This window comes from Labedaea rhizosphaerae (assembly GCF_004362825.1).
GTDB classification, from domain to species: Bacteria; Actinomycetota; Actinomycetes; order Mycobacteriales; family Pseudonocardiaceae; genus Labedaea; species Labedaea rhizosphaerae.
This window is the reverse complement of sequence record NZ_SNXZ01000003.1, coordinates 1,002,623-1,028,549: the sequence shown is the minus strand read 5'-3', so window position 1 is coordinate 1,028,549 and position 25,927 is coordinate 1,002,623. Positions and strand designations below refer to the sequence as shown.

The 25,927-nt window shown below is 69.9% G+C and carries 27 protein-coding genes and 1 pseudogene; 20 read left to right on the top strand and 8 right to left on the bottom strand.

The window, feature by feature from the left end:
* Nucleotides 1-61: 61 nt before the first annotated feature.
* The 7 genes from EV186_RS21950 (at nt 62) to EV186_RS21920 (ending at nt 5,296) form a co-directional block, all read left to right on the top strand.
* Nucleotides 62-424: a DoxX family protein gene (locus tag EV186_RS21950; protein WP_133851160.1), complete on the top strand. Its 363-nt coding sequence runs from the start codon at nt 62-64 to the stop codon at nt 422-424.
* On the top strand, nt 424-1,311 hold the full coding sequence (locus EV186_RS21945) for an RNA polymerase sigma-70 factor (RefSeq protein ID WP_133851159.1): 888 nt from the start codon (nt 424-426) through the stop codon (nt 1,309-1,311). The genes EV186_RS21950 and EV186_RS21945 overlap by 1 nt, the downstream gene beginning before the upstream one ends.
* A 12-nt stretch (nt 1,312-1,323) precedes the next feature.
* Nucleotides 1,324-1,662, top strand: a complete 339-nt coding sequence (locus EV186_RS21940) for a DUF488 family protein, N3 subclade (RefSeq protein WP_133851158.1) — start codon at nt 1,324-1,326, stop codon at nt 1,660-1,662.
* A gap of 252 nt (nt 1,663-1,914) precedes the next feature.
* Complete coding sequence (locus EV186_RS21935) at nt 1,915-2,598, top strand: VOC family protein (protein ID WP_133851157.1); 684 nt, start codon at nt 1,915-1,917, stop codon at nt 2,596-2,598.
* Entirely contained in the window at nt 2,591-3,037 is a 447-nt protein-coding gene (locus EV186_RS21930) for a MarR family winged helix-turn-helix transcriptional regulator (RefSeq protein ID WP_243754181.1), read from the top strand. The genes EV186_RS21935 and EV186_RS21930 overlap by 8 nt, the downstream gene beginning before the upstream one ends.
* A complete protein-coding gene (locus EV186_RS21925) occupies nt 3,034-4,728 on the top strand; it encodes an MFS transporter (RefSeq protein WP_243754180.1) in 1,695 nt (564 codons plus the stop codon). The genes EV186_RS21930 and EV186_RS21925 overlap by 4 nt, the downstream gene beginning before the upstream one ends.
* Before the next feature lie 4 nt (nt 4,729-4,732).
* Nucleotides 4,733-5,296 (top strand): cysteine hydrolase family protein, encoded by a 564-nt coding sequence (locus tag EV186_RS21920; RefSeq protein ID WP_133851156.1) that lies wholly within the window; start codon nt 4,733-4,735, stop codon nt 5,294-5,296.
* On the opposite strand, the gene EV186_RS21915 is transcribed toward EV186_RS21920, so the two are convergent.
* On the bottom strand, nt 5,289-6,254 hold the full coding sequence (locus tag EV186_RS21915) for a serine hydrolase (protein WP_133851155.1): 966 nt from the start codon (nt 6,252-6,254) through the stop codon (nt 5,289-5,291). The genes EV186_RS21920 and EV186_RS21915 overlap by 8 nt on opposite strands.
* A gap of 165 nt (nt 6,255-6,419) precedes the next feature.
* On the opposite strand from EV186_RS21915, the gene idi reads away from it, so the two are divergent.
* The 4 genes from idi (at nt 6,420) to EV186_RS21895 (ending at nt 10,571) form a co-directional block, all read left to right on the top strand.
* Nucleotides 6,420-7,010 carry an isopentenyl-diphosphate Delta-isomerase gene (idi, locus tag EV186_RS21910; RefSeq protein WP_133851154.1) on the top strand — a complete coding sequence of 197 codons (591 nt, stop codon included), beginning with the start codon at nt 6,420-6,422 and terminating at the stop codon, nt 7,008-7,010.
* A gap of 314 nt (nt 7,011-7,324) precedes the next feature.
* Nucleotides 7,325-8,362: a polyprenyl synthetase family protein gene (locus EV186_RS21905; RefSeq protein ID WP_243754179.1), complete on the top strand. Its 1,038-nt coding sequence runs from the start codon at nt 7,325-7,327 to the stop codon at nt 8,360-8,362.
* A gap of 29 nt (nt 8,363-8,391) precedes the next feature.
* Nucleotides 8,392-8,904, top strand: coding sequence for a nitroreductase family deazaflavin-dependent oxidoreductase (locus tag EV186_RS21900; protein ID WP_133851152.1), 513 nt, complete (start codon nt 8,392-8,394; stop codon nt 8,902-8,904).
* Nucleotides 8,901-10,571 carry a GMC oxidoreductase gene (locus EV186_RS21895; protein ID WP_133851151.1) on the top strand — a complete coding sequence of 557 codons (1,671 nt, stop codon included), beginning with the start codon at nt 8,901-8,903 and terminating at the stop codon, nt 10,569-10,571. The genes EV186_RS21900 and EV186_RS21895 overlap by 4 nt, the downstream gene beginning before the upstream one ends.
* Before the next feature lie 48 nt (nt 10,572-10,619).
* Here EV186_RS21895 and EV186_RS21890 read toward each other — a convergent pair whose 3' ends face one another.
* Nucleotides 10,620-11,435 carry a class I SAM-dependent methyltransferase gene (locus EV186_RS21890; protein WP_208115714.1) on the bottom strand — a complete coding sequence of 272 codons (816 nt, stop codon included), beginning with the start codon at nt 11,433-11,435 and terminating at the stop codon, nt 10,620-10,622.
* Between the two features lie 317 nt (nt 11,436-11,752).
* Between EV186_RS21890 and EV186_RS21885 the strand changes: the two genes are divergently transcribed.
* The 6 genes from EV186_RS21885 (at nt 11,753) to EV186_RS21860 (ending at nt 18,130) form a co-directional block, all read left to right on the top strand.
* Complete coding sequence (locus EV186_RS21885; RefSeq protein WP_166659265.1) at nt 11,753-13,210, top strand: hypothetical protein; 1,458 nt, start codon at nt 11,753-11,755, stop codon at nt 13,208-13,210.
* A complete protein-coding gene (locus tag EV186_RS21880; RefSeq protein WP_133851149.1) occupies nt 13,207-14,121 on the top strand; it encodes a terpene synthase family protein in 915 nt (304 codons plus the stop codon). The genes EV186_RS21885 and EV186_RS21880 overlap by 4 nt, the downstream gene beginning before the upstream one ends.
* Nucleotides 14,122-14,312: 191 nt before the next feature.
* Nucleotides 14,313-16,706, top strand: coding sequence for a sensor histidine kinase (locus EV186_RS21875; protein WP_166659264.1), 2,394 nt, complete (start codon nt 14,313-14,315; stop codon nt 16,704-16,706).
* Nucleotides 16,707-16,732: 26 nt separating this feature from the next.
* Entirely contained in the window at nt 16,733-17,143 is a 411-nt protein-coding gene (locus EV186_RS21870) for a roadblock/LC7 domain-containing protein (protein ID WP_133851147.1), read from the top strand.
* Between the two features lie 14 nt (nt 17,144-17,157).
* Nucleotides 17,158-17,529, top strand: coding sequence for a DUF742 domain-containing protein (locus tag EV186_RS21865; RefSeq protein ID WP_133851146.1), 372 nt, complete (start codon nt 17,158-17,160; stop codon nt 17,527-17,529).
* The gene (locus EV186_RS21860) at nt 17,510-18,130 is read left to right on the top strand and encodes a GTP-binding protein (protein ID WP_133851145.1); all 621 of its coding nucleotides are present in this window, start codon (nt 17,510-17,512) and stop codon (nt 18,128-18,130) included. Before EV186_RS21865 ends, EV186_RS21860 begins: the two co-directional genes overlap by 20 nt.
* Before the next feature lie 4 nt (nt 18,131-18,134).
* On the opposite strand, the gene bcp is transcribed toward EV186_RS21860, so the two are convergent.
* The 3 genes from bcp to EV186_RS39015 all read right to left on the bottom strand — a co-directional run bounded on the left by bcp (nt 18,135) and on the right by EV186_RS39015 (nt 19,517).
* Nucleotides 18,135-18,608 (bottom strand): thioredoxin-dependent thiol peroxidase, encoded by a 474-nt coding sequence (gene bcp, locus EV186_RS21855; RefSeq protein ID WP_133851144.1) that lies wholly within the window; start codon nt 18,606-18,608, stop codon nt 18,135-18,137.
* 17 nt (nt 18,609-18,625) lie between these two features.
* Entirely contained in the window at nt 18,626-19,162 is a 537-nt protein-coding gene (locus EV186_RS21850; protein ID WP_133851143.1) for a hypothetical protein, read from the bottom strand.
* 181 nt (nt 19,163-19,343) lie between these two features.
* Nucleotides 19,344-19,517 (bottom strand): hypothetical protein, encoded by a 174-nt coding sequence (locus tag EV186_RS39015; RefSeq protein WP_166659263.1) that lies wholly within the window; start codon nt 19,515-19,517, stop codon nt 19,344-19,346.
* On the opposite strand from EV186_RS39015, the pseudogene EV186_RS21845 reads away from it, so the two are divergent.
* From EV186_RS21845 to EV186_RS21835, 3 genes and pseudogenes are all read left to right on the top strand, one after another.
* Nucleotides 19,499-20,461, top strand: a pseudogene (locus tag EV186_RS21845) (TIGR03619 family F420-dependent LLM class oxidoreductase). The gene EV186_RS39015 and the pseudogene EV186_RS21845 sit on opposite strands and share 19 nt — an antisense overlap.
* Complete coding sequence (locus tag EV186_RS21840; RefSeq protein WP_133851142.1) at nt 20,458-22,536, top strand: molybdopterin-dependent oxidoreductase; 2,079 nt, start codon at nt 20,458-20,460, stop codon at nt 22,534-22,536. Before EV186_RS21845 ends, EV186_RS21840 begins: the two are co-directional and overlap by 4 nt.
* A 78-nt stretch (nt 22,537-22,614) precedes the next feature.
* Nucleotides 22,615-23,808, top strand: coding sequence for a glycoside hydrolase family 64 protein (locus tag EV186_RS21835; RefSeq protein WP_208115713.1), 1,194 nt, complete (start codon nt 22,615-22,617; stop codon nt 23,806-23,808).
* Here the strand turns inward: EV186_RS21835 and EV186_RS21830 are convergent.
* The 3 genes from EV186_RS21830 to EV186_RS21820 all read right to left on the bottom strand — a co-directional run bounded on the left by EV186_RS21830 (nt 23,786) and on the right by EV186_RS21820 (nt 25,917).
* A complete protein-coding gene (locus tag EV186_RS21830) occupies nt 23,786-25,012 on the bottom strand; it encodes an RNA polymerase sigma factor (protein ID WP_133851141.1) in 1,227 nt (408 codons plus the stop codon). The genes EV186_RS21835 and EV186_RS21830 overlap by 23 nt on opposite strands.
* 142 nt (nt 25,013-25,154) lie before the next feature.
* Nucleotides 25,155-25,541, bottom strand: a complete 387-nt coding sequence (locus EV186_RS21825; RefSeq protein WP_133851140.1) for a hypothetical protein — start codon at nt 25,539-25,541, stop codon at nt 25,155-25,157.
* On the bottom strand, nt 25,534-25,917 hold the full coding sequence (locus EV186_RS21820) for a hypothetical protein (protein WP_243754178.1): 384 nt from the start codon (nt 25,915-25,917) through the stop codon (nt 25,534-25,536). Before EV186_RS21820 ends, EV186_RS21825 begins: the two co-directional genes overlap by 8 nt.
* Between the last annotated feature and the right edge of the window lie 10 nt (nt 25,918-25,927).

Below are 25,927 nucleotides of genomic sequence, written 5' to 3'. Positions count from 1 at the left end.
TGTCACAAGAACCGGGCAGGCGGTGTCTTGGGGCCGAACTCCTGTTGAAGGAAGGAAGCCCATGAACACCGCACTGTGGATCGCCGCCGGCGTGCTCGCCGCGGTCGCGTTGACCGGCGGCGTGAGCAAGACGTTCGTGCCCAAGGCGAAGCTGGCCGCGACCCCGGGCGGGGGATGGACCGGCGACGCGAGCGCGGGGTTCGTCAAGTCGCTCGGCGTGCTGGAACTCCTGGCCGCGGTCGGGCTGATCGTGCCGGCCCTGGTCGACATCGCGCCGGTCCTGGTGCCGATCACGGCGACGTGCTGGGTGTTGCTGATGATCGGCGCGATGATCACCCACGGCCGCCGCGGCGAGGCCAAGTTCGTGGCCCTGAACGTGGCTTACCTTGCGATCGCGGCGTTCATCGCCCTGGGGCGGTTCTGATGGCCACCGACCCGGCGACCGAGGCCTTCGTCGCCCACCGCAACCTGCTGTTCACCGTCGCCTACGAGATGCTGGGCTCGGCGTCCGACGCCGAGGACGTGCTGCAGGAGACGTGGCTGCGCTGGGTCGGGGTGGACCTGGACCAGGTCCGCGACCAGCGCGCCTACCTGGTCCGCGTCACCACCCGGCAGGCGCTCAACCGGCTGCGCACGATGAAGCGCCGCAAGGAGTCCTACGTCGGGCCGTGGCTGCCGGAGCCGCTGCTCACCGCCCCGGATGTGGCCGACGACGTCGAACTGGCCGAGAGCGTGTCGATCGCGTTGATGCTGGTGCTGGAGACGCTCTCGCCGACCGAGCGGGCCGTGTTCGTGCTGCGTGAGGTCTTCGCCCTGGACTACGAGGAGATCGCCGCGGCCGTGGACAAGAGCCAGGCCGCGGTGCGCCAGATCGCGCACCGGGCGCGCCAGCACGTGGAGGCGCGCCGTCCGCGCGAGGTCGTGTCGGCCAGCGAGAGCCGGGCCGTGGTGGAGTCGTTCCGGCGTGCGCTGGAAACCCGTGACCTGCAGGGTTTGCTGGACGTGCTCGCGCCGGACACGGTGCTGCTGGCCGACGGTGGCGGCATCAAGCAGGCGGCGCAGCACCCGATCGTCGGCGCGGACAAGATCGTCCGCTTCATCCTCGGCGGTACCGGCAAGACCAAGGAGACGATCACCGTCGAGCCGACCGTGGTCAACGGCAACCCGGCGCTGTTCCTGCGCCTGGACGACGAGATCGACGGCGTGATGGCCGTCCACGTGGTGGCGGGCCGGGTCGCCGGGCTCTACTACGTGCGCAACCCGGAGAAGCTGGCGCACATCGCCGCGGAGATCCCGCTGACCCGGGGTTAAGGTCGGTGGGTGGTGAGCATCCGACGTGTGTACGACCCGCCGGCGTCCGCGGACGGCCGGCGGGTGCTGGTCGACCGGGTGTGGCCGCGTGGCGTGCGCAAGGACGCGCTCGAGCTGGACGAGTGGCTCAAGGACGTGGCGCCGTCGACGCAGCTGCGGAAGTGGTACGCGCACGACCCGGACCGCTTCGACGAGTTCACCTCGCGGTACCGGGAAGAGCTGTCCGGCGGCGACGCCGCCGCGGCCCTCGCCGAGCTGCGTTCGGTGACCGGCCCGCTCACCCTGCTGACCGCGACCAAGGACCTGGACCTCAGCCACGCTACCGTGCTGCGGGACTTGCTGGCCGAGTAGAACCTTCGCAGTCCAATTAGGACTGATCGAGCCGGGTGACCGTGCCCGCGACGCCCGCGACCCGGCTCCGGTCACCGAGCGCCAGCCGGGTCGCCACGACGCGCGCGCAACAGGTGTTTCCGGCCCAGCGGTTTGCTGCCCGAACTTACCCCGGCTCGCGAGCATGACCGGGCACGTCGCTGCGCGTTTGCGAGCGGTAGCGGCAGGTTTCGAGCCATGGTGAACACGTCACGGGACCTAGGGAGGCACCAGATGTGGGTGGACATCGCCGGTGACCCGGGCGCGGCGGCCGCGTTCTACCCGGCGTTGTTCGGCTGGCGGGTCGAGCGGGGGGTTTGCCACCTGGGGGAGCGGGCCGTGGCCGGGATCCGGCCGGGGCGCCACCGCGGGTGGGTGCCGTCCCTGCCGGTCGACGACGTGGCGGACGCACGGCAACGGGTCCTGCGAGCGGGTGGGCGGCTCGGCGCGGACGGGCTGGTCACCGACCCGTTCGGCGCGGTGTTCGGGCTGGCCGGCCCGGACGAGGAGGCCTACGAGCCCGGCGCGCCGGTGTGGGTCGAGCACCGCGGGCGCGAACCGGAGCAGGCCCGGACCTTCTACCAGGAGGCGTTCGGCTACCTGTGCCAGCACGCGGGACCGGCGGGGTACGTGACCTTCCAGGCACCCGGTGGGCTGGCCATCGGCGGGCTCGGCCGTGCCGCGCGCGGGCGGGCCGAGTGGGTCACCTACTTCTCCGTCGCCGACACCGACGACGCGACCGAGACCGTGCTCGCCCTCGGCGGGCGGGTCAAGACGGCTCCCGAGGACTCCGACTTCGGCCGCGTCGCGACCGTCGCGGACAACCAGGGCGTGGCGTTCGTGCTGGTCTCGACCGCGCGCAGCGGCTCAGGTTTGCTCACCCAGACTGATAAGCCTATTGTAACTATCTGTGGGTGACACTCCGGCTGTATCAACGGATCCGAGCAAGACCGCCGCTGACCTGAAGCTCGCCATCGGTCGCATCGCGCGTGCGCTGCGGCAACGGCACGCGGTCGGCGACCTGACAATGTCCGAAGTGTCGGTGCTGTCCAGGCTCGACCGCGAGGGTGCGACGACGCCGGGCGTGCTCGCCGACCAGGAACGGGTCCGCCCGCAGGCCATGGCCTCGACGCTGGCCGCGCTCACCGAGAAGGGACTCGTGCGCCGGCGCCCGGACGCGCAGGACGGGCGCAAGGTGCTGATGAGCCTGACCGCCGCAGGCACCAAGGTGCTCACCAGCCGCCGCGACGAGAGCGTGCGCCACGTCGCCGCGGTGCTCGCCGGTTTCACCCAGGCCGAGCAGCGCAAGTTCGCGGCCATGGTGCCGTTGCTCGAGCGCCTCGCGGACGCGCTGTGACGATCGACGAACGCGCGCCGGCCGCATCCGCGCAGGGCGAGAGGTACAAGTGGATCGCCCTGTCCAACACCACGCTCGGCGTCTTCATCGCCACCGTCGACGGCTCGATCGTGATCATCTCGCTGCCCGCGATCTTCCGCGGCATCGGCCTCGACCCGCTCGCGCCCGGCAACATCGGCTACCTGCTCTGGATGATCCTGGGCTACCTGCTGGTGTCCGCGGTGCTGGTGGTCGCGCTGGGCCGCCTCGGCGACATGTTCGGCCGGGTCCGGATGTACAACATGGGCTTCGCGGTCTTCGCGTTCGCCTCCATCGCGTTGTCCCTGGATCCGTTCACCGGCGGCCACGGCGCGTTGTGGCTGATCGGCTGGCGGGTGGTCCAGGCCGTCGGCGGCTCGATGCTCACAGCGAACTCCGCGGCGATCCTCACCGACGCGTTCCCGTCCCGGCAGCGTGGGATGGCCTTGGGCATCAACCAGATCACCGCGCTCGCCGGGCAGTTCCTCGGCCTGCTCGCCGGTGGTCTGCTCGCCACCTGGGACTGGCGCGCGGTGTTCTGGGTCAGCGTGCCCATCGGCGTCGTCGGCACGATCTGGTCCTACCGGAGCCTGCACGAACTCGGCGCCCGGACCCCCGCGAAGATCGACTGGATCGGCAACCTGACGTTCACCGCAGGCAGCGGCACCCTGCTCGCCGCGATCACCTACGGCATCCAGCCGCACGGCGGTCACCCGACCGGCTGGACCAACCCGTGGGTGCTCGCCGGGCTCGGCACCGGGGTCGGCCTGCTCGTGGTGTTCTGCATCTCACAGACCATCATCAAGGAACCGATGTTCCGGCTGGGGCTCTTCCGCATCCGGGCGTTCGCCGCGGGCAACCTCGCCGCGCTGCTCACCGCGATCGCGCGCGGCGGCATGCAGTTCATGCTGATCATCTGGCTGCAAGGCATCTGGCTTCCCTTGCACGGCTTCGACTACGAGGAAACGCCGCTGTGGGCGGGCATCTACATGTTGCCGCTCACCGTCGGATTCCTTGTGGCGGGCCCGCTTTCCGGCACGCTGTCGGACCGGTTCGGCGCACGTCCGCTCGCCACGACAGGTCTCGCCTTGGTGGCCGTCGCGTTCGTCGGATTGTTGTTGGTACCGGTGAACTTCGCCTACCCCGAGTTCGCCGCGTTGCTGTTCCTCAGCGGCATCGGGCAAGGCATGTTCTCGGCGCCCAACACTTCGGCGATCATGAGCAGTGTTCCGCCGGGGCAACGCGGGGTCGCCTCGGGCATGCGGTCCACGTTCCAGAACTCCGGGACGGCGCTCTCGATCGGCGTGTTCTTCTCGCTGATGATCGCCGGGCTGGCCGCGTCGCTGCCGGACACGCTGTCGAACGGCCTGCAGGCGCAAGGGATTCCGGCCTCCACCGCACACGACGTCGCCTCGCTGCCCCCGGTGAGCACGCTGTTCGCCACGTTCCTGGGCAACAACCCGATCGGGCACCTGCTCGGCCCGAGCCACGCGCTGGACGCGATCCCACCCGAGCACGCCGCCACCTTGACCGGCAACGAGTTCTTCCCCCAGTTGGTGTCCGGGCCGTTCCACCACGGCCTGGTCACCGTGTTCACCGCGGCCGCGGTCATGGCCGTGATCGCCGCGCTGGCGTCGCTGGCCCGCGGCCGCACGCCCTCGAAAGGACAGTGAAGCAATGGCGAACCAGGCCCTGCTGGTGATGGACGTGCAGAACTCCGTCGTGAGCCGCATCGCGTCGGACACCGAGTACCTGCCGCGCCTGGCCAAGGCGATCGACGCGGCGCGGGCCGCGGGCGTGCCGGTGATCTACGTGGTCGTCGGCTTCCGCCCGGGCTTTCCCGAAGTGTCGTCGCGGAACCGGATGTTCGGCGCGCTCACCTCCGGTGGCGCGAACCCCGCCACGGCCGATGCCTTCCAGGTGCACGAGGCCGTCGCGCCCCGCCTGGACGAGGTCGTGGTGACCAAGCGGCGGGTCAGCGCGTTCGCCGGCAGCGACCTCGACGTCGTGTTGCGGGCCAAGGGGATCGACACGCTCGTGCTGACCGGCATCGCGACCAGCGGCGTGGTGCTCTCCACGCTGCGCCAGGCCGCGGACCTGGACTTCGGTCTCGTCGTGCCCGCCGACGGCTGCCTCGACGCGGACCCCGAGGTGCACCGCGTGCTGGTCGAGAAGGTGTTCGCGCGCCAGGCGGAGATCACCAACCTGGCCGACTGGGCGGCGTCGCTGCGAACTAGTTGATCAGCGGTGCCACCGCCCGCACGCCCGCGGTCGTCGCCCTCGTGCCGGTGGACAGGCTCGTGCCCAGCGGGTGCTGGGTCATCACCACGACGATGTAGCGCCAGTGCGTGTTCACCAAACCGGTGCTGTGCAAGCAAATGCTGTCCGAGCTCGAGCCCCAGCCCTGCTTGATCGCCCAGTCCGCCCGCTGCCCGGACGGGATGCCGAACCACTGGTCGAAGCCGTCCGAGGCGTGCTCGGGGGCGGCGGCCATCGCGTTCACGATCAGGTCGCGGTCGGCGGCGGGCATGCCGAGGATGTACTGGTAGATCGCCACCATGTCGCGGGGCGAGACCCACGTGTTGCCCCACTGGCCCGCCGGCGTCGGCGGCGCCGTGTCGTGCAGGCCGAGCCGTGACGCCTCGCGGCTGACCAGCGAAGCCCCACCCTGGCGCACCCAGTACTGGCTGGCCGTGCCGTCGTCGGACATCTTGATCATGTACGCGAGGTCCTTGCGTTCCTGCGCGCCGGCGCCGGAGTGCAGCGTGTCGATCGCGATCAGCAGCTTCACCAGCGACGCCGAGTGGAACCGGTGGCTGGAGTTGACCGACAGCAGCGTCTTGCCGCTCTGGCGGTCGACCACCACCGCGCCCGTGACGGCCTGGGGTTCCACCGACTGCACCGCCCGGCTCACCGCGGCCGGGGAGAACTGCGCGCCGGACTTCGCGGTCTTGGTCGGCGTCCGCGCCGTGCTCGGCTTCGTCTTGGTGGCCGAGGTCGTCGGCTTGGGCTTCGGCTTCGACGAGGTGTGCGTCGCCACCGTGGTGGTGGTGGTCGTCGCGGTCTCGGTGGGCAGTTGGTGCGCCACGGCCACGGTCGCGTTCCCCCGGTTCGCCATCGTGTCGACCGCCATCCAGCCGGCTCCGGCGAGGATGCCGCTCAACAGCACGGCGACAGGTAGAGCTCGTTTGTTCGACACGGGGGAAATACGCCCTCGTGCGCGGCAAAGTTGACCTGTTCGAGTGACAACCTTTGCTGGTCAGCGGCGTACGCACGAGCGGGCGAAAAGGTTGCCTGGGTCGGCGAATTGCCCTCGGGCCGGGGTTGATCGCGCCGCTGCCACGATGGCATGGTGACGCCCGTCATGACAGATGAACTTGTGGTCCTCCTCGACGAGCACGGCAACACGCTGGGGCACGCCCCCAAGGCGACCGTGCACACCACCACGACGCCGTTGCACCTGGCGTTCTCGTGCTACGTGTTCGACCCCGACGGCCGGTTCCTGCTCAGCAGGCGCGCCCTGGGCAAGAAGACCTGGCCAGGGGTCTGGACCAACAGTTGCTGCGGTCACCCGTCGCCCGGCGAGCCGGTCGCGGACGCCGTCACCCGCAGGCTGGCCGACGAGGTGGGCCTGGTCGTGGACGACCTCACGTTGGTGTTGCCCGCGTTCCGGTACCGCGCCGTCATGCCCGACGGCGTCGTGGAGAACGAACTGTGCCCGGTGTTCCGGGCGGTGACGTCGGCCGAGCCGGTGGCGAACCCGGCCGAGGTCGACGACGTCGAGTGGGTTGCGTGGCCCGAGTTCACCCGCGAGGTCCTCGACGGCACCCGGCCGGTGTCGCCGTGGTGCCGGTTGCAGGTCGAGGAGCTGGCGGCGCTGGGGCCGGACCCGGTGCGCTGGGCCGCCGGGGACGTCGACGCGCTGCCCCCGGCCGCCCGAGTCCTCACGGGATGAGGGTCTTCGCCGGCCTGGTGACGGCCGCGGGCCGCGACTGATCGCCGAGATCACGTTTCCGCGACAGTCCTTTGTGGAGCTTCGAGGCGGGTTTTCGCTGCCTGGAGCCATGCCTGATGGCCGAGGGTCTCCTCGCGCACCGCTGTCAGTCCCCGTGCGACAGTCGGGCAAAGGTACTTGTTTACGCCTCACCAACTACGAGAACATACCGCCAAGTGGAGGTTCCCCACGACCCCCAACATGGCGTAGTAAGAGCCGGTCGCCGCGCTGGGACCTCCCGCGCGCGAAATCCGACACGGAGGAAGGGGACCGCGGTGGTGCAGTTCGGTACCACCCAGCGCCGTTCCGGAACACAGGTGCTGGACTGGAGCAAGCATCTGGTGACCCCGGCGCTGCGCGCGGCGGTGGACCGCCTGCCCGATTCCGTGCGGCACGTCGCCCAGTACCACTTCGGCTGGCGCGATGAGCAGGGCAAAGTGGTCCAGACCGCGGATTCCGGTGGTGGGCGGGCGATCCGGCCGGCATTGGTGCTGGTGGCGGCCCGTGCCGTCGGCGGCACCGCCGAGCGGGCGGTGCCCGCCGCGTGTGCGGTGGAGTTGGTGCACAACTTCACGTTGCTGCACGACGACCTGATGGACCGCGACCCGACCCGGCGCCACCGCGCCGCCTCGTGGACGGTGTTCGGCCCGAGCGCGGCCATCCTCGGCGGCGATGCCCTGCTGGCCTTGGCCTTCGACGAGCTGAGCCGCTGCACGCGGTCGACCGGTTCCGAGCACGGCCTGCTCGCAGGGGTGCTGCTGGAGATGGTCGACGGCCAGGGGGCGGACCTGTCCTTTGAGGAACGCGCGGACGTCGACCTGAGCGAATGCCTGCGGATGGCGGCGGGCAAGACCGGAGCGTTGCTGGGTGGCGCGTGCGCGCTCGGCGGCGCGCTCGGCGGTGGCAGCGCGGCCCAGGTCGAGCAGCTGCGCGGCTTCGGCGCGCACCTGGGTCTGGCCTACCAGTGCCTCGACGACGTGCACGGCATCTGGGGCGACCCGCGCGATACGGGCAAGGTCGCCCGGTCCGATCTGGTCAACCGCAAGAAGTCGTTGCCCGTCGTGGCGACGCTGAGCTCGGGGCTGCCCGCGGGCGACGAGCTCGCGAAGCTCTACCACGGTGACGGCCCACTGCCCGCGGCTGACGTCGACCGCGCGGTGGAGCTGATCGAGGTCGCCGGCGGTCGGGAGTGGACCGAGAAGCGGGCCGCGGAGCACCAGGAACGCGCCATGGACTGCCTGCGCTCCGCCGAGCTGGAGGAGCAGCCGGAAGCGGAGCTCGTCGAGCTGGCACGGCTGGCCCTGCGGCAGTGAACCGTCCCGAAGGAACAAGCGAGGACACGATGGGTGAACAGGTCTTTCCCGATGCCGTGCGGTCCAAGAAGAGTGCGCTCTTCAAGGCGGTCGAGGGGGTCGGCGGCTCGAAGCTGGGCTCACGGCTGGGCCGGCTGTTCGTCCCACTGGATCGGCGGCTGCTGCAGCGCAGCAACGGCCGGCGCGGTCTGCTCGGCTCGATCGCCCCGCCGACCCTGCTGCTCACCACCACCGGCCGCAAGTCCGGGCAGCCGCGCACCACACCGCTGTACTACCACCAGGATGGCGACCGCATCTACTTGATGGGCAGCAACTTCGGCCGGCAGCACCACCCCGCGTGGACCGACAACCTGCTGGCCGATCCGTTGGCGACGGTCGCCATCGGCGGCAAGGACATCCCCGTGCGGGCGGAGTTGTTGCGGGACGAGGAAAGCGAGTGGGTGTTCGGCGAGCTCGTGAAGATCACCAGCGCCTATCGGGCGTACCGCGGTCGGACCGCCCGGCAGTTCCGGGTCTTCAAACTGGTAGGAGCAGACGCATGAGTTTCGACTACGACGTGCTGGTGATCGGTTCCGGCTTCGGCGGCAGCGTGTCGGCCCTGCGCCTGACCGAGAAGGGCTACCGGGTCGGCGTGCTGGAGGCCGGTCGCCGCTGGGCCGACGACGACCTGCCGAAGAGCGGCTGGGACATGCGCAAGACGATCTGGAAACCGAAGCTCGGGATGACGGGAACACAGCGGATCACGTCACTTGGCAAGGTGGTCGTGTTCACGGCGGCCGGTGTCGGCGGTGGCTCGCTGATCTACGGCAACACGTTGTACGAGCCGCTGGACAACTTCTACAAAGACCCGTCGTGGGCGCACCTGACCGACTGGCGGGCCGAGCTGGCGCCGTACTACGACCAGGCCAAGCGGATGCTCGGCGCGAACACCAACCCACGCACGACACCGTCGGACGAGGTGCTGCGCGACGTCGCGCGGGACATGGGGGTCGAGGACACCTACCACCCGACCGAGGTCGGCGTCTACTTCGGTGAGCCGGGCAAGACCGTGCCCGACCCCTACTTCGGCGGCGTCGGGCCGGAGCGCACCGGGTGCATCGGCTGCTCGAGTTGCTTCGCCGGGTGCCGGCACGGCGCGAAGAACACCACCAACGCCAACTACCTGTACCTGGCCGAGAAGGCGGGGGCCGAGGTGCACGCGATGACCACGGTCACCGACCTGCGCCCGCTGCCCGACGGCGGGTACGTGGTGTCCACACAGCGCTCAGGTGCGTGGCTGCGCAAGGGAAAGCGGGAGTTCACCGCAGAGCAGGTGGTGTTCTCCGCAGCCGCACTCGGCACCCAGGAGCTGCTGCACAAACTGAAGGACACCGGCCGGTTGCCCAACCTCTCACCGCGGCTCGGTGAGCTGTCCCGGTCCAACTCCGAGGCCCAGGTCATGGCCCGCAGTCGCACCCGCACCGACTTCGCGGAGGGCGTGTCGATCACCTCGTCGATCCACCCGGAACCGGACACCCACTTCGAGATCTGCCACCACGGCAAGGGGTACAACTCGCTCTACATGATGTTCGGACCGATGATCGACGGTGGTCCGCGGCGGGCACTGCGCTTCCTCGGGCAGGTCCTCAGGCACCCGATGTCCCTGCTGCGGGCGCTGAACGTTCGCCGCGCCTCCGAGCGGTCGGTCCTGTTGCTGGTGATGCAGTCGCTGGACAACTCGCTGACCTCCTACCGCAAGCGCGGCAAGCTGCGCACCAAACAGGGCATCGGCGAACCCAACCCGGTGTGGATCCCGTTGGGGCACGAGGCGAGCCGGATGATCGCGGAGAAGATCGGCGGTGACGCGCTCGGCAACTACTTCGACGTGTTCAACATCCCGTCCACCGCGCACTACATCGGCGGAGCGCCGATGGGGAGCACCGCGGCCGACGGCGTGATCGACCCGTACCACCGCATCCACGGCCACCCCGGACTGCACATCATCGATGGCACCGCCGTGTCCGCCAACCTCGGGGTGAACCCGTCGCTGACCATCACCGCGATGTCCGAGCGGGCCGTCGCGATGTGGCCCAACAAGGACGGCGTGGATCCACGTCCCGAGCTCGGCCAGCCGTACCAGCGCGTCAAGCCGGTCGCGCCGAAGAACCCGACGGTGCCCGAAGCCGCGCCGGGCGCGTTGCGGCTGCCGCTGTTTCCCGTTGAGAGGTAAGGAAAACCCAGGCGGCCGACTCCGGCGACCGGGGTCGGCCGCGGTCGGCTAACCGCGGGCGAGCCGCACCACGGTGGACCCGAACTTGCCCACCGGCAGCAGGCACAGCGGACGCAGCGGCCACGGCAGCCGCTTGAAGCGCGCCGCGGCTCTGAGCACGGATTCGGCGTCGATCTCCGTCCAGCCGTCCGGCGCGAAGAACCCGGTGCCTTCCTCCGGCCCGAACCTGACCGGTGTGGACGCGAGTTGCTTGCGGCTCACCCGCCGGCCGATCCGCACATCGGCCGGCGACATCATGTCGGTGATCCACCAGCGCACACCTGCCTCGGCGAGGTCGGCGCTCATCGCGCGCACATCGTCGTCGGCGAGGTAGGGCAGCAACCCTTCGGTGATCACCACCGCACGCTGCGCACCGGCGACCTGCGCGGCAAGGAATTGCTTGCGTTGCTTGGCATCCGCCAGATCGACCGACCGGCGGACCAACTCGCAACGCGGCTTTTCGTCGGCCAGCGCGCGTTCCTTCTCCTCGACCATCACCGGCAGGTCCGCTTCCACCCAGACCAGGTCGTCGGGCACGTCCAGCCGGTACGGGCGGGCGTCGAGACCGGCCGCCAGGTTGACCACCCGGTCGCAGCCGTCGCCGAGGCAGTCGGTGATCAGGTCGTCGATCAGTTTGGTGCGAGCGGTGAACGACCAGCCGTTGCGTGCGAGCGCCGAAGTCTGCGCCACCATCGCTTCGCCACGCTCGCCGGCGAGCAGGGCGGCGTACGGATCGTGGAACAGCGCGTCCGGCCGGGACGACTCCCGCGCACGGAAAGTCGCTACCCAACGAGCGGTGTCGGACACATCGGCGATCTCAGACATTGGCTGAACCAATCGACCGTGGACGAAGACCGCACACCCTAGCGAACTCCGGCGGGGTGTCAGCCCACGAGTTCAGCGCCGCTGTCGACCACGTCGGACGAGGGTTCGTCAAGTCGCGAATATGACCTTCGTCACATTCGCTCGCAGTCCATAACGCTTGGTGGCACTGCGACGTCGGACGATTGTCCACAGTGGCGGCGCCGGTGCGGGCCGAATTCGGACCGCCCGGCAATCAGGGGTGGTGGAGCGATCACCCGATCGGGTATCAATCCGTCCGGAACTGACCTTCCACGTAAGGGGCGCGGTGGATGCACGGCGTGACTGAACGGGTGAGCCGTCTACTCGCCGATCTCACGCGGTCTACGGTCGCGTCGACGGCCTACGCCACGGCATGGGCTGCACGGCTGACCGGCGACGACGGGAAACCGGTGTTCCCGCAGGCCCGCCCGTGGCTGGCCGACCACCAGCACGCCGATGGCTCGTGGGGTGGTTCGGTGCCCAACCCCTACGACCGGCTGGTGTGCACCCTGGCCGCTGTGCTCGCGCTGCGCGAGATCGACGAACCCTGGGCGAGTTCCGCGGTCCGCTCCGGTGTGGACTACCTGCACAAGCACGCGACCGACTGGCGTGGCGCGCCAGGCGAGGTGGTCGGTTTCGAGTTGGCCGCGCCATACCTGGCCGAACAGGCGTCCAAGGCGGGTCTGCTTTCGCTCGACGGGTTCGCCGACCTCGTCGCGTTGCGTGCCGACAAGCTCGCCCGTGTCCCAGCGGGCGCGCTGACCAGGGAGCCGACGACCCTGCTGTACTCGTTGGAGGTGCTGGGCGATCTGGTGCAGCCGCGGGATGTGGTCGGCTTCGCCGGGCCGAACGGCTCGATGTCCAACAATCCCCCGGCGACTGCCGCGCTGTGGGCGGCGACCGGCGCGCCGACGGCACTGGAGTACCTGCGCAGTGCCGCGCAGTCGACGGGTGACGGTGGCATGCCGGAGATCTTCCCCATCTCGGTGACGGAGCCGGCCTGGGCCATCTACCTGCTGCACCGCGCCGGCCTGACCACGGACGAGGCCAAACCGCATGTCGATCGACTGCTGGCCCTGGCCGACGGTGCCGAGTTCGGACTCGGGACCAGCGCGGAGTTCCCGGTGCCGGACTCCGACGACACCGCCATGGTCGCGAACGTGGTGCACGCCTTCGGCCACGATGACACCGCACTGCTCGAGTCGTTGCTGCACTACGAGAAGGACGACCACTTCATCGGCTTCCCCTACGAACGCGGCACGCCGGTCACCGCGAACGCGCGGATAGCCGAGGCGCTCAGCCGGCGGCCGGACCGGTTCGCCAGCCAGATCAAGAAGGCCATCACGTTCCTCATGGACAGTCGGCACGACGGGGCGTGGTGGGACGACAAATGGCACCTCTCGCCGTACTACGCCACCGCACAGGTGGTCTTCGGGCTCGCCGGCTCCACCCCGCCGGACACCCTGTCCGCCACCAGGAAGTGGCTGCTCGACGGCCAGCACCCGGACGGTTCGTGGGGCATGGCAGGCGGTCAGCCGGAGGAGACCGCCTATGCGGTCCTGTCCCTGGACGCCATGGGAGACCAGCACGGGCCGGTGCCGGCCGACACCATGCGCCGCGCTGCTGACTACCTCGGCGAGCACCTCGACGACCCGAGCTACGCCGAGTTGTGGATGAGCAAGGGCCTGTACATCCCGGTGGCGCCGGCGCGCGCCGCGGTGCTGTCGGCCTACGCCGTGAGCCGGGGACAACCGTGACCGATCTTCGCTACCCACCGGTGGCGTCGTACGTTCCGGTTGCGCTGTCGGTCATGCGGTCGCTGGCCGACCTGGAGCGCTGGACCGCCGCCGAGCTGCCTGGCTACCGGGACGCGCCGTTGTCCGCCATCGCGCTCACCGAGTCCGTGGTCCAGCCCTGGGCGAGCGCAGCGGAAACGGCCCTGTCCGGACGGATGGCCGTGTGGGTGTGCGCCATCGACGACCACATCGAGCGAGAGGTCAGCGAGCTCGACAAGCTGGACGAGTTCATCGACAGGTGCAACTCCGTGGTGCGGACGGGACGACCGGACGACAGCAACACACTGCTGGCCGCCTTGTCCGGCTGGCAACGGGAATTGGCCGACCGGCCGGGATACCCGGCGCTGGCGTCGTTGTGGGAGCGCAAGTTCGCGGCGTGCCTGCGGGCCATGCGCTACGACTGGGTGGTCGGCACGGCGCGGGCGAACGGCACCGGCACGACGTCCATGAACACCACCGTCGCGGAGTACCTGGACAACGCCGACAGCATCTCGATCTGGCAGGTCCACCTGCCGTGCTGGGTGAGCCCCGAGGACGCCGGGCCGGTCGAACACCTGGACGTGCTGGTGCCCGCGCTCGACGACATCGCGGTGGTGTGCCGGCTGGCCAACGACCTGGCCAGCTACTGGCGTGAGCGCGACGACCCGCGCGAGAACAACGTGCTCATGTACGGCGTCGCACCGGACTGGGTCCGGGCGGAGATCGAGCGTCGCCTCGACGCGGTCCGTGAGCGCCTGGCGCCGTTGGTGGCCAAGGACCACCTACCCGCCGTCGGGCTGATCCGCCGCGCCGAATGGGCAGTGGGGCTGTACGCGCGCACGGACCTGCACGTCTCGTCGGCCGACCTGGCCCGCCGGCCGAGCGAGGCGTGAGTCCACAATGGGCAAGCCGTCGACAGGGTATCCGCCGGACACCTTTCCACGGGTGGGCGTAACCGATAGGGTGCGTGGTCATCGCCGAGCATAGGCACAAGGGAAATGTCACCAACTCGAAAAGAGAACCGGAAGTCGGGGTTGTGATGAGTCGCACCGCGCGTCCTAGGCGCAGGAGTATCCGGGCACGGATGCTGGCCATTGTGCTCATCCCCAGCGCGGCGCTGCTGATCATCGGTGGTGGTGCCGCCGGCTACCTGGTGCACGAGGGATCCGTGACACAGGACTGGGCCGAGCTGACCGGCCGGTCGTCGTCCATCGACATCACCAACAACTTCGTCGAGCAGTTCGGTCAGGAACGCAACCTGAGCCTGCGGGTCCTCGGCGGTGACAGCTCCGCCACCGACCAGCTCAAGAAGCAACGAGGCCTGAGCGACCAATCGCTTTACGCTCTTTTCCAGATCGGCCAATCCGGGATCGCTTCGAACGCGCAGGCCGCGGAGGCCACCAAAAAAGCGAACGACATCCTCGAAGCACTCGTGAAGAAAATGCCGCAGATTCGGCAGGGCGTCGATGCGCGGCAGATGAACCCGAAGGACGTCTACGACTACTACAACAGCGTCATCGACATCCTGTCGCTGGCCCTGCAGGGCGTCGCGGCGACCTCCCCCGACCCGACCGCCGCCTTGGACGCCTCGGCCGCCGCGGACCTGTTCGGCTCGGCCGAGTCGTTGTCCAGGAGCAACGCACTCGCGGTGGGCGCGCTTGGCCAGAACGGCAACGGGCCCGGGCTGACGAACGAGACCTTCCAGGAGTTCGCCCACCAGGTCGGCCATTACCACGGCATGCTGGACATGCTGCAGATGAAGCTGACCCCGGACGAAATGATGCAGTACGGGCAGCTCGTGAAGAGCAAGCCGTGGCAGCAGCTGACGTCGATGGAGAACGCGATCATCGCGCGTGGCCCGGGCAAGCCGGCGTTCGACGCGGCGCCGTTGCCCGTGCCGATCGCCGACTGGCAGAACGCGGTGACGCAGGTCCACGCCCAGTTGCTCAACCTGTACGCCGAACACCACACCCACGGCTCGAATGCCGCGTACGACACCGGGCACCGCAACTACATCAACTCACTTCTCGGCGGCGGGGCGATCCTGCTCGTCACGCTCATCGCCATGTTCGTTGCGATCCGGTTGTCCAACCGGCTGGTCAACCGGCTCAAGCGGCTGCGTGTGGACACCCTCGACCTCGCCGACACGCGGCTGCCCGACATCGTCAGCCGGTTGCGCCGCGGTGAGCAGATCGACGTCGAGCAAGAGGTTCCCCCGCTGCAGTACGGCACCGACGAGATCGGTCAGGTCGCGGAGGCGTTCAACAAGGCGCAGCGCACCGCGGTCGCGGCCGCCGCGCAGGAAGCCGAGATCCAGAACGGCGTGCGCTCGGTGTTCCTGAACATCGCCCACCGCAGCCAGGTCGTGGTGCACCGCCAGCTCGACGTGCTGGACAAGGCCGAGCGCGAGCAGGAGAACCCCGAGCACCTCGAGCAGCTCTTCCAGCTCGACCATCTCGCGACCCGCGCGCGGCGCAACGCCGAGAACCTGCTCATCCTCGGCGGCGACCAGCCGGGCCGCCAGTGGCGCAACCCTGTGCCGATCGGCGAGATCGTGCGCAGCGCCGTCGGCGAGACCGAGCACTACAAGCGGGTCACCACCGGCCGGCTGCCCGACGTCCGGATGGCGGGGTCGGTCGTCGCCGACCTGATCCACCTGCTCGCCGAGCTGGTGGACAACGCGACGTCGTTCTCGCCGCCGGACTCCCGCGTCGAGGTGAGCGGCAACATCGTCGGCAAGGGCGTCGTGATCGAGGTGGAGGACCAGGGCATCGGCCTTGCGACACCACAACTCGAGCGCATCAACGCGTTCCTGCGCAACCCACCGGACTTCGGCGTGATGGCGCTGTCCGAGGATGCGCGGCTCGGCCTGTTCGTGGTGTCGCAGCTGGCCATCCGCCACGGCATCAGCGTGAAGCTGATCGAGTCGCTCTACGGCGGCGTGCGGGCGATCGTGCTGGTCCCTTCGGCGTCCATCGCGGACGACGACGTGAACCACCCGCGCTCGGTGCCCAAGCAGGTCGGCCCGGCCGTGCCGGAGCCGGATCACCCCCGCAGGTTGTTCACTTCTCCCAACGGCACCACTTCCCAAGACCCGATGGTCCAAGATGATCCGGAGATGACCGGACGCTTGGAAGGCGCGTTGATGACCGACGGGGAAGCGCAGCAGGCCGGCCACGCCGGCCAGGCCGAGCCGGACGGCCGGGTGCGTCGTACGCCGTCGGCGGGGCGCAACGGCGACGGTCACACCCGGCCCGGCGGGCACCAGAACGACGGCAAGCCCGCGCTGCCGCGCAGGCGACGGCAGTCGAACCTCGCGCCGCAACTGGCCGACGAGTTCACCGCCCCGGTCGCGGACGTCGCGAACATGGACGACACCGATGTGGTGCGCTCCGCGGAGCGGGCACGCAACCGGATGCTGGCCTTCCAACGGGGTACCCGCAACGGGCGCGCGGGTCACGACCCGAACAATTGGTGAGGGGTTGCCGACTAGTGGAGCGGGCAATGAGTGTCACGGACCAGTCCAAGCCGAGCGATCTGAACTGGCTGCTCGACGACCTGACCAACCGCGTGGTCGGGGCGCGATACGCGGTGGTGCTCTCCACCGACGGCCTGCTCGTCGGCCGGTCCCGCAGCCTGAGCCGCGAGGACGGCGAACACCTCTCCGCCATGGCTTCGGCATTCCACAGCCTTGCGCGCGGGGTCGGGCGGCAGTTTGATGGCGGCGAGGTCCGGCAGACCGTCGTCGAGCTCACCCAGTCGTTCCTCGTGGTGACCGCGGCGGCGAACCAGGCGTGCCTCGCCCTGCTCGCCAACGCGGACGCGGACATCGGGATGGTCGCCTACGAGATGAACATGATGATCAAGCAGGTCGGTGCCTACTTCGCCACGCAGCCGCGATTCCCCGGCACGTGATCCGTGTGTAGCCGATGAACGGTCGGGAGTCCTGGTACGACGACGACGCCGGGCCCTTGGTGCGGCCCTTCACCGTGACCCGCGGTCGCACCAAGGCCTCGCGCACAGACCTGAACATGATCACGATGGTGATCGCGGCCCCCGGCGAATCAGGCCGGGGGCTGGACGCGGAGTACCTCGACATCCTTCGGCTGTGCCGGTCCCCGATGTCCGTCGCGGAGATCGGGGCGAAGCTGAACCTGCCGCTCGCCGCCGTGAAGATCCTTATCAGTGACTTGATCGAGGGAAGGTATCTCCTGTTTAGCTCGCCAATGTCGTCCTACGAGACGGATGTGCCGGACATGAATCTCTTGCAGGCGGTGCTCGATGGCATTCGGCGGCTCTGACGCGGGCGGCCCCGGGCTGGGCACCTCCGCGGTCAAGGTGCTCATCGCCGGCGGCTTCGGCGTGGGCAAGACGACGATGGTCACCTCGGTCAGCGAGATCCAGCCGCTGCGCACCGAGGAGATGATCAGTGCGATCAGCAACCGGACCGACGACCTCAGCGGCGTGGAGGACAAGCGCACCACGACGGTCGCGCTGGACTTCGGCCGCATCACCATCAACCGGTCGCTGATCCTCTACCTGTTCGGCACGCCGGGCCAGGAGCGGTTCTGGTTCATGTGGGACGAACTGGCCACCGGCGCCCTCGGCGCGGTCGTGCTCGCGGACACCCGCAGGCTCGACGGCTGCTTCGCGTCGGTGGACTTCTTCGAGCGGCGCAAGATCCCGTTCATCGTGGCGATCAACAACTTCCACGGCGAACAGGCCTACACCACCGACGAGGTGCGCGACGCCGCGGACCTCGACGCGGAGATCCCGGTCGTGCAGTGCGACGCACGCGACCGCGACTCGAGCAAGAAGGTGCTGGAAACGTTGCTGCAGCACCTGATCGCCCGGACGATGCGCGCCCACGCCCAAGCCCAGACGCAGGCGCGCCAGCGGTAGCGCCCTAGATCTTCAGGTCTCTACGCAGCTTGGCCACGTGCCCGGCCGCGCGCACGTTGTACATCGCCTCGCTGAGGACGCCGTCCGGTTCCACGACGAACGTGGAGCGGAGCACGCCCGTGATCTTCTTGCCGTACATCGTCTTCTCGCCGTACGCGCCGTACGCGGTGAGCACCTCGCGGTCGGGGTCGGACAGCAACGGGAAGGTCAGGCCCTCCGCTTCCGCGAACTTCGCCAGCTTGGCCGGCTTGTCCGGGGAGATGCCCAGCACCTCGAACCCGGCGTCGTTCAACTCGGCGAGGTTGTCGCGGAAGTCGCAGGCCTGCTTGGTGCAGCCGGGCGTGCTCGCCGCCGGGTAGAAGTAGACGACGACCTTGCGGCCGCGGAAGTCGGCCAGCGAAACCGGCTTGCCGGTGCTGTCCGGCAGGGTGAACTCGGGGGCCTTGTCGCCTGCGGACAAGCGGCTCTGCTCAGTCATGCCCCCGAACCTACCGGTCAGGCCTGACCTGCGAAATCAGCCGTGCCGCCGGACACGTCGGCGGGTTCGATCCGCAGTTCCACGGCCACCGGCTCGGTGGGCGCGGCGAACGCGATCGTCACGTGCGCGGCCTTGCCCGGCGCGAGCACGGGTGGCATGTCGCCGCTGCCGGCGTAGCCCTGGGTGGAGTCGACGACCTGGCGCGCGGTGTGGCCGTCGGTGGTCGCGCTGACCTGGAAGCGGTCGGTGCGGAACTCCTCGTTGCCCTCGTTGGTCACCGTGATCTCGAACGCCACGGCCCGCTTGCTCGCCGGGTAGGCGGTGTCGCTCGGGGTGATCGACTTCGGCTCCGACACCTCGATGACCAGGCCGCCCGGGACGGACCGGCGCTCGCCGAACGCGGCGGGGCTGGTGCCCGCGGGCGGGACGTCGGCTTCGGCGGCCGCCTGCGTGATGACCGTGGGTTGCGGGCTGGCCGATGACGAGGAACATGCCGCAAGGCCAAAGCAGGCGAGCGCCGCCCCGACGGCGGCCGCCATGGCGACGGTCTTCACGACGTTCCTCATCTCTGGTGCAGCGGCCGGTGACTCTGCCGACACCCACTATGGAGGCATCCAAACGGCCTGGTGTGTTGATCCGGGCGGTCGATTCAGACCTGTCGTCCGGCTGTCACCGACCTGTGATCAGCGGGGCACGCAAGGTGAGTGCCGTCACTCCGATCGAGTGAGGATCGGTTCAGGCGGCGAGCGCGAAGAAGATCACGAAAACCCCGACCGTCACCAGCCAGACCGCGATGAGCCACCCGAAATCCCGCCACGGGGACAGCGGGCGGTTGTCCTCGCCCGGCACGTAGACGCCCCGCGTCTCGAACCGGTCGACCAACCGCATGAGTGGTCGCAGCGCCCGCATACCGAGAAGCGTACGCGGCGCGCTCTACCGTGGGAGGCGTGCTGATCGGATTCGCCGCGCCGGTGTCGGGGTCATGGGCCACCCCGGACACGATCGCGCACGTGGCCCGCCGCGCCGAGGAACTCGGCTACCACGAGCTCTGGACCTTCCAGCGGCTGCTGTACCCGGCCGCGGGCGGCTGGGACCCGGTGTACCGCAGCGTGCTCGACCCGCTGGTGGTGCTGGGTCACCTGGCCGCCATCACCGAGCGGATCCGGCTCGGCGTGGCCGTGGTGAACCTGCCGTTCCTCTCGCCGACCTACCTGGCCAAGCAGCTGACCACCGTCGACCTTCTCTCCGGTGGTGGGCGGGTGGACGCCGGGCTCGGCATCGGCTGGTCGGCCGAGGAGTAGGCGGCCACCGGGGCCGACAAGTCCACCCGCGGCAAGCAGGCCGACGAGTACCTGCCGCTGCTGCGCGCCCTGTTCACCGGCGAGGTCGTCGACCACGACGGCGCGTTCTACCAGGTGCCCCTGGCGGTCCAGCACCCCGCGCCCGCGACGCCCGGCGGCCCGCCGATCCTGCTGGGTGGCGGCGCGGAGGCGGCGCTGCGCCGCGCGGGCCGGCTCGCCGACGGCTGGATCAGCGCCAGCCGCGCCGACCTGACGGTCATGGGCACGGCGATCCGCACCATCAAGGCAGCCGCCGAAGAGGCCGGGCGCGATGCGGACGCCCTGCGTTTCGTCTGCCGCGGCGCGGTGCGGGTGCGCCCCGAGGGCGAGCGCGACCGGATGCTGTCGGGCACGCTCGAGCAGATCCGCGTGGACATGGCCGAACTCGAGCAGCAGGGCGTCACCGAGTTCTTCGTCGACCTCAACTTCGACGAGCGGATCGGCTCCCCGGACGCCGACCCCGCCGAGTCCCTTGCCAAGGCCGACGAAGCACTGGAGGCTTTCAAGCCATGACCACCAGCGTCCGGTTCGGGGCGTGCAACCTGTGCGAGGCGATCTGCGGGCTCCGGTTCGAGCTCGACGGCGACCGGATCGTGTCCATCACCGGCGACAAGGACGATCCGCTGTCCCGGGGTCACCTCTGCCCCAAGGGGGTCGCCCTGCAGGACCTGCACACCGACCCGGACCGGCTGCGCCGCCCGCTGCGGCGGACCGCGACCGGCTGGGAAGAGCTCGGCTGGGACGCCGCGTACGACCTGGTCGTCGACCGGCTGGCCGCGGTGCGCACCGAACACGGCGCGAACGCGGTCGGGGTCTACCTCGGCAACCCGAGCGTGCACAGCCTCGGCGCGATGACCCACGGCCTGCCGTTCTTCGGCATGCTGCGCACCCGCAGCCGGTTCTCCGCCACGTCGGCCGACCAGCTGCCGCACCAGCTCGTCGCGCACCAGATGTACGGCCACCAGGTGCTGCTGCCGATCCCTGACGTCGACCGGACCGGCTACTTCCTGGTGTTCGGCGCGAACCCGTTGGTGTCCAACGGGAGCATCATGACGGTGCCGGACGTGGCCAACCGGCTCAAGGCGTTGCGCGAGCGCGGCGGCAAGCTCGTGGTCTTCGACCCGCGGCGCACCGAGACCGCGGCCCGCGCCGACGAGCACGTGTTCGTCCGGCCGGGCTCCGACGCCGCCGTGCTGCTGGCGATGGTGCGGGTGATCCTGACCGAGGGCCTGGGCCACGTCGCGTCCTATGTGGATGATCTGGACGCCGTGCGGGACGCGGTTTCCCCGTTCACCCTGGAGTTCGCCGAGCGGGTCAGCGGCGTGCCCGCGGCCACGATCGACCGGATCGCCCGCGAGTTCGCGGCGGCGCCGTCCGCGGTCTGCTACGGCCGGGTCGGCGTGTCCACGCAACGCTTCGGGCTTGCCGCGCAGTGGGCCGTGCAGCTGATGAACGTGGTCACCGGCAACCTGGACGCGCCCGGCGGCGCGATGATCCCGAAGCCGGCGGTCGACGTGCTGAAGTTCGTCTCGAAGGGACACTTCGGCGCGTGGCGCAGCCGGGTGCGCGGGCTGCCGGAGTTCGGCGGCGAGCTGCCCGTGGCAGCGCTCGCCGAGGAGATCGACACACCGGGGGAGGGCCGCATCCGCGCGCTCGTCACCTCCGCCGGCAACCCGGTGCTGTCCACACCGGACGGTGCACGGCTGGACAAGGCGTTGGCGGGACTGGACTTCATGGTCGCCATCGACTTCTACCTCAACGAGACGACCCGGCACGCCGACGTGATCCTGCCGCCGACCGGCCCGCTCGAGCGTGACCACTACGACCTCATCTTCCACGCGTTCGCCGTGCGCAACACCGCGCGGTTCAGCCCGGCCGTGCTGCCCAGGCCCGCGGGCACCAAGCACGACTGGGAGATCTTCCGCGACCTCGGCCTCCGGTACGCCAAACGCTTCCGCGGCAAGCTCGCCACCCGGCTGCGGCTGCGGATCCCGCCCGCCCGGCTGGTCGACCTCCTGCTGCGGCTCGGTCCGTACAAGCTGTCGTTGCGCAAGCTGCGCAAGGCACCCCACGGCGTCGACCTCGGCCCGCTCAGCTCCCGCATGCCCGGCGTGCTGGTCGATGGCCGGGTGCACGCCGCGCCCGAGGTCCTGCGCGCGGCCGCGGCCGAGGCGGCCCGCGAGCTGACCGCGCCCGCCGACGAGGAGCTGCTGCTGATCGGCCGCAGGCACCTGCGCAGCAACAACTCCTGGCTGCACAACGCCCCGCGCCTGGTCAAGGGCAAGCCGCGCCACCACCTGCTCATGCACCCGGACGACCTCGCCGCCCGCGGGATCGCCGACGGGGCAACGGTTCTGGTGCGGTCGGCGGTCGGGCAGGTGCGGGTCGCGGTAACGGCGACTGAGGACCTCATGCCCGGCGTGGTCAGCCTGCCGCACGGCTTCGGCCACGGACGCGACGGTGTCCGCCTGTCGGTGGCCTCGGGGGTCGAGGGCGTGAGCAGCAACGACCTGACCGACCCGGCCGTCGTGGACGCGTCGGGCAACGCCGTGCTCAACGGCGTGCCCGTGACAGTCCAGGCAGGCTAGCCTGCCCCTTCGGGCAAGGGCCTCGGCGGGCCGCGGGCCGCCTGCCTACGGTGGTCTGAACCACCGTCGGGGAGGTCCATGATGTCCCGCAGAGGATTCACCCGTAGAACATTTCTCAGTGCCGCCGCGTTGACCGGGCTGTCCGCGACCGTGCTCAGCAAGGGCACCGCGTCCGCGACTCCGGCGACGCTGAACGTCGCGCTGGCCAACAACACCGGCAACAACACGGTCTACTGCTATGTGACTGGCATGGACCCGCACAACGGCAACGCGTGGATGTTCCTGCAGGCCGACGGGCACACGCCCTACTACCCGCCGTCGCCGTCGCAGCCGGGCACGCCGCTGGGCGCGGACTGCTCGATCGCCTTGAACGCCAGCGGTTCCGGCCCGCGCACCATCACCCTGCCCAAGATCGTCGGCGGGCGCGTGTGGTTCTCGATCGGCGCGCCGCTGACGTTCCTGGTCAACCCGGGCCCGGGCATCGCGATGCCGTCGGTGACCAACCCGTCGGACCCGAACTACGACATCGACTGGGGTTTCTGCGAGCTCACCTTCGACGATTCCCAGCTCTACGGCAACATCACCTTCGTCGACTTCGTGTCGCTGCCCATCGCGTGCTCGCTGGACACCCCGCAAGGCACGCAGATCGTGCGCGGTCTGCAGCCCGGCGGCGTCGACCAGATGATCGCCGCGATGAACAGCCTCGGTGGCGACTGGCCCAGGCTGGTGTCCGCGGGCGGGCGCCGCGTGCTCAGCCCGAACCAGGCCATCTCGGTCGACGGCGGGCTGTTCGCGGGTTACCTCGACAGCTACATCTCCCAGTGCTGGCAACACTATGCGTCCAACGACCTGACCATCGACACCCAGTTCACGTGGGGCACCGTGACCGGCCGGGTCAGTGGCGGCGTGCTGCAGTTCCCCGGCGTCGGCTCGTTCACCCAGCCGTCCACACCGGCGGTGTTCAGTTGCAGCCAGCCCCCGTTCACCACCAACAACGACGAGATGGGCAACCTCTCCGCCCGCCTGGCCGCGGCGCTGAACCGCACGACGCTGCTCAGCAACCCCGTGCAGCCCACCAACGAGAACCCGGGCGCCTTCTACCAGAACGCGCAGACCAACCACTACGCCCGCATGGTCCACCAGCTCACCCCGGACGGCCTCGGCTACGGCTTCCCCTACGACGACGTGCACCCGTCCGGTGTGGACTTCGAGGGCCGGGTGCAGTCGAGCGAGCCGGGCACGCTGACGATCAGCGTGGGCGCGTTGCACTGAGCCGGTCGGCCTTGGCCCGCAAGTACTCCCGCTCCGGCTCGCTGGTGGTCAGCTCCGCGGCGGCTAGGTACTCCTCGCGTGCCCGCTCGGCTTCGCCCGCCTGGTCGAGGAAGTGCGCGCGCACGGCGTGCAGTCGGTGGTGCTCGGCCAGCTCGTCGACGGTCGCCAGCAACTCGAGCCCGGCCCGCGGCCCGTCCACCATGCCGAGCGCCACGGCATGGTTCAGCGTGACCACCGGGCTGGGCGCGACGCGGTCCAGCAACCGGTACAACGCAAGGATTTGCGGCCAGTCGGTGGCTTCCGCGGTCGTGGCCTCGTCGTGCACGGCCGCGATCGCCGCCTGCAGCTGGTAGGGCCCGAGCGGCCCGCCGGTCAACGCCCCGCTGATCAACCCGACGCCCTCGGCGATCATGTCCTGGTTCCACTTGGACCGGTCCTGCTCGTCCAGCGGCACCAGCCGGCCGTCGGCGTCGGTCCGCGCGTCTCGGCGCGCGTCGATGAGCACCATCAACGCGAGCAGGCCGGTGACCTCACCGTCGTCGGGGCGCACCCGCTGCAGCAGCCGGGTCAGCCGGATCGCCTCTGCGGTCAGCTCCACGCGTTGCAACGACGGCCCGGAGCTCGCGGTGTAGCCCTCGTTGAACACCAGATAGAGCACGTGCAGCAACGCGCTGAGGCGCACGTCCTGCTCGTCGGGTGGCGGCAGCGTGAACGTCGCCCCGGCCTTCTTGATGGTGCTCTTCGCCCGGCTGATCCGCTGCGCCATGGTCGCCTCGGGCACCAGGAACGCGCTGGCGATCTGGCCGGTGGTCAGGCCGCCGACCGCCCGCAGCGTCAACGCCACCTGCGACGCCGTGGAGAGCGTGGGGTGGCAGCAGAGCAACATCAACGTGAGCGTGTCGTCGGTGTCCGGGGTGTCGTCCGGCTCGGGCACCGGCATCGCGGCGATGGTGTCCTCGCGCCGGCGGCGGGCGGACTCGCTGCGGAACATGTCGGTCAGCCGCCGGTTGGCGACCGTGATCAACCAGGCCTTCGGGTTGTCGGGCACGCCGTCGTCCGGCCACTGGGTGGCCGCGGCGAGCATGGCCTCCTGCAGCGCGTCCTCGCACGCGTCGAACTGGCCGTGCTGGCGCACCAGCGTGCCGAGCACCTGCGGCGCGAGCGGTCGCAGCACGGCGTCGAGGTCAGGCGATCCGTCCCCCATGCACCAACTCTAATCCGCGCCCCACCCGGGCGTGTCCCACACTCAGCCCGGGTGTGTCCCACACTCGCGTCGCGCGTGTCCCCTCTTCCGACCGGGTGTGTCCCACGTTCGCGCCGGGTGTGTCCCACGTTCGGGCGCCGGGTCAGGCGGGGCGGGACCCGAGGCGGCGCAGCCACAGCAGACCCAGCACCGGCAGCACCAGCGGCACGAAGCCGTAGCCGATGCCGTAGTCCGACCACACGGTCTGGTCCGGGAACGCCGCGTTGTCGACCAGGCTCCACGTGCCGATCACCAGCACCCCGACCAGTTCCACGCTGCACGACACGAACGCGACCTGCCGCCAGTCGCGGGCGAGGCACACCGTCGCGAGGATGTAGACGACCGCGGCCAGCGCGGACAGCAGGTAGGCCAGCGGCGCGGTGTGGAACTTGGTGCTCAGCTGCACGCCGGACCGGGCCGTCGCCGCGAGGGCGAAGATCGCATACACGGCGACCAGGAGGCGGCCGGGTCCGCTGCGGGTGTCAGGCACTGCCGCTCCAGAGCTGGTTCATGCGCACGATCATGACGGTCACCGCGAGCGAGCCGACCAGCAGGACCCCGACGCCCCAGCGCGTGCGTTCCTGCAGCGACCACCAGCCGGCCAGCGGCAGGATCACCAGCGACGCGAGCAGGTAGCCGACGAACGTGGCCGCCTCGATGTGGTGGCCGGGCAGCCGGACGATGCCGAGCACGGCCTGCACGAGCAGCGCCACCTCGATCAGGCCGAGCGCGCCGAGCAGGTAGCGCTTGCCGATCGGGCGGGAGAGCAGCAACAGCACCAGCGACCACAGCGCGGTCACGAGCGTCGCGGTGATCAAGCTGGTGGCGAGCACGGGAAGCACCCCGCCAGTGTCCACGACGGTCACCGGCGGGGTG

What these genes read in the sequence shown, in the direction of transcription:
- EV186_RS39015 (WP_166659263.1), bottom strand. Translation starts at nt 19,517, where the DNA reads ATGCGGGCGCTGCGACCACTCATGCGGTTGGTCGACCGGTTCGAGACG.
- EV186_RS21835 (WP_208115713.1), top strand. Translation starts at nt 22,615, where the DNA reads ATGATGTCCCGCAGAGGATTCACCCGTAGAACATTTCTCAGTGCCGCC.
- EV186_RS21860 (WP_133851145.1), top strand. Translation starts at nt 17,510, where the DNA reads ATGGCATTCGGCGGCTCTGACGCGGGCGGCCCCGGGCTGGGCACCTCC.
- EV186_RS21865 (WP_133851146.1), top strand. Translation starts at nt 17,158, where the DNA reads ATGAACGGTCGGGAGTCCTGGTACGACGACGACGCCGGGCCCTTGGTG.
- idi (WP_133851154.1), top strand. Translation starts at nt 6,420, where the DNA reads ATGACAGATGAACTTGTGGTCCTCCTCGACGAGCACGGCAACACGCTG.
- EV186_RS21900 (WP_133851152.1), top strand. Translation starts at nt 8,392, where the DNA reads ATGGGTGAACAGGTCTTTCCCGATGCCGTGCGGTCCAAGAAGAGTGCG.
- EV186_RS21830 (WP_133851141.1), bottom strand. Translation starts at nt 25,012, where the DNA reads ATGGGGGACGGATCGCCTGACCTCGACGCCGTGCTGCGACCGCTCGCG.
- EV186_RS21890 (WP_208115714.1), bottom strand. Translation starts at nt 11,435, where the DNA reads ATGTCTGAGATCGCCGATGTGTCCGACACCGCTCGTTGGGTAGCGACT.
- EV186_RS21920 (WP_133851156.1), top strand. Translation starts at nt 4,733, where the DNA reads ATGGCGAACCAGGCCCTGCTGGTGATGGACGTGCAGAACTCCGTCGTG.
- EV186_RS21875 (WP_166659264.1), top strand. Translation starts at nt 14,313, where the DNA reads ATGCTGGCCATTGTGCTCATCCCCAGCGCGGCGCTGCTGATCATCGGT.
- bcp (WP_133851144.1), bottom strand. Translation starts at nt 18,608, where the DNA reads ATGACTGAGCAGAGCCGCTTGTCCGCAGGCGACAAGGCCCCCGAGTTC.
- EV186_RS21935 (WP_133851157.1), top strand. Translation starts at nt 1,915, where the DNA reads ATGTGGGTGGACATCGCCGGTGACCCGGGCGCGGCGGCCGCGTTCTAC.
- EV186_RS21950 (WP_133851160.1), top strand. Translation starts at nt 62, where the DNA reads ATGAACACCGCACTGTGGATCGCCGCCGGCGTGCTCGCCGCGGTCGCG.
- EV186_RS21895 (WP_133851151.1), top strand. Translation starts at nt 8,901, where the DNA reads ATGAGTTTCGACTACGACGTGCTGGTGATCGGTTCCGGCTTCGGCGGC.
- EV186_RS21945 (WP_133851159.1), top strand. Translation starts at nt 424, where the DNA reads ATGGCCACCGACCCGGCGACCGAGGCCTTCGTCGCCCACCGCAACCTG.
- EV186_RS21870 (WP_133851147.1), top strand. Translation starts at nt 16,733, where the DNA reads ATGAGTGTCACGGACCAGTCCAAGCCGAGCGATCTGAACTGGCTGCTC.
- EV186_RS21840 (WP_133851142.1), top strand. Translation starts at nt 20,458, where the DNA reads ATGACCACCAGCGTCCGGTTCGGGGCGTGCAACCTGTGCGAGGCGATC.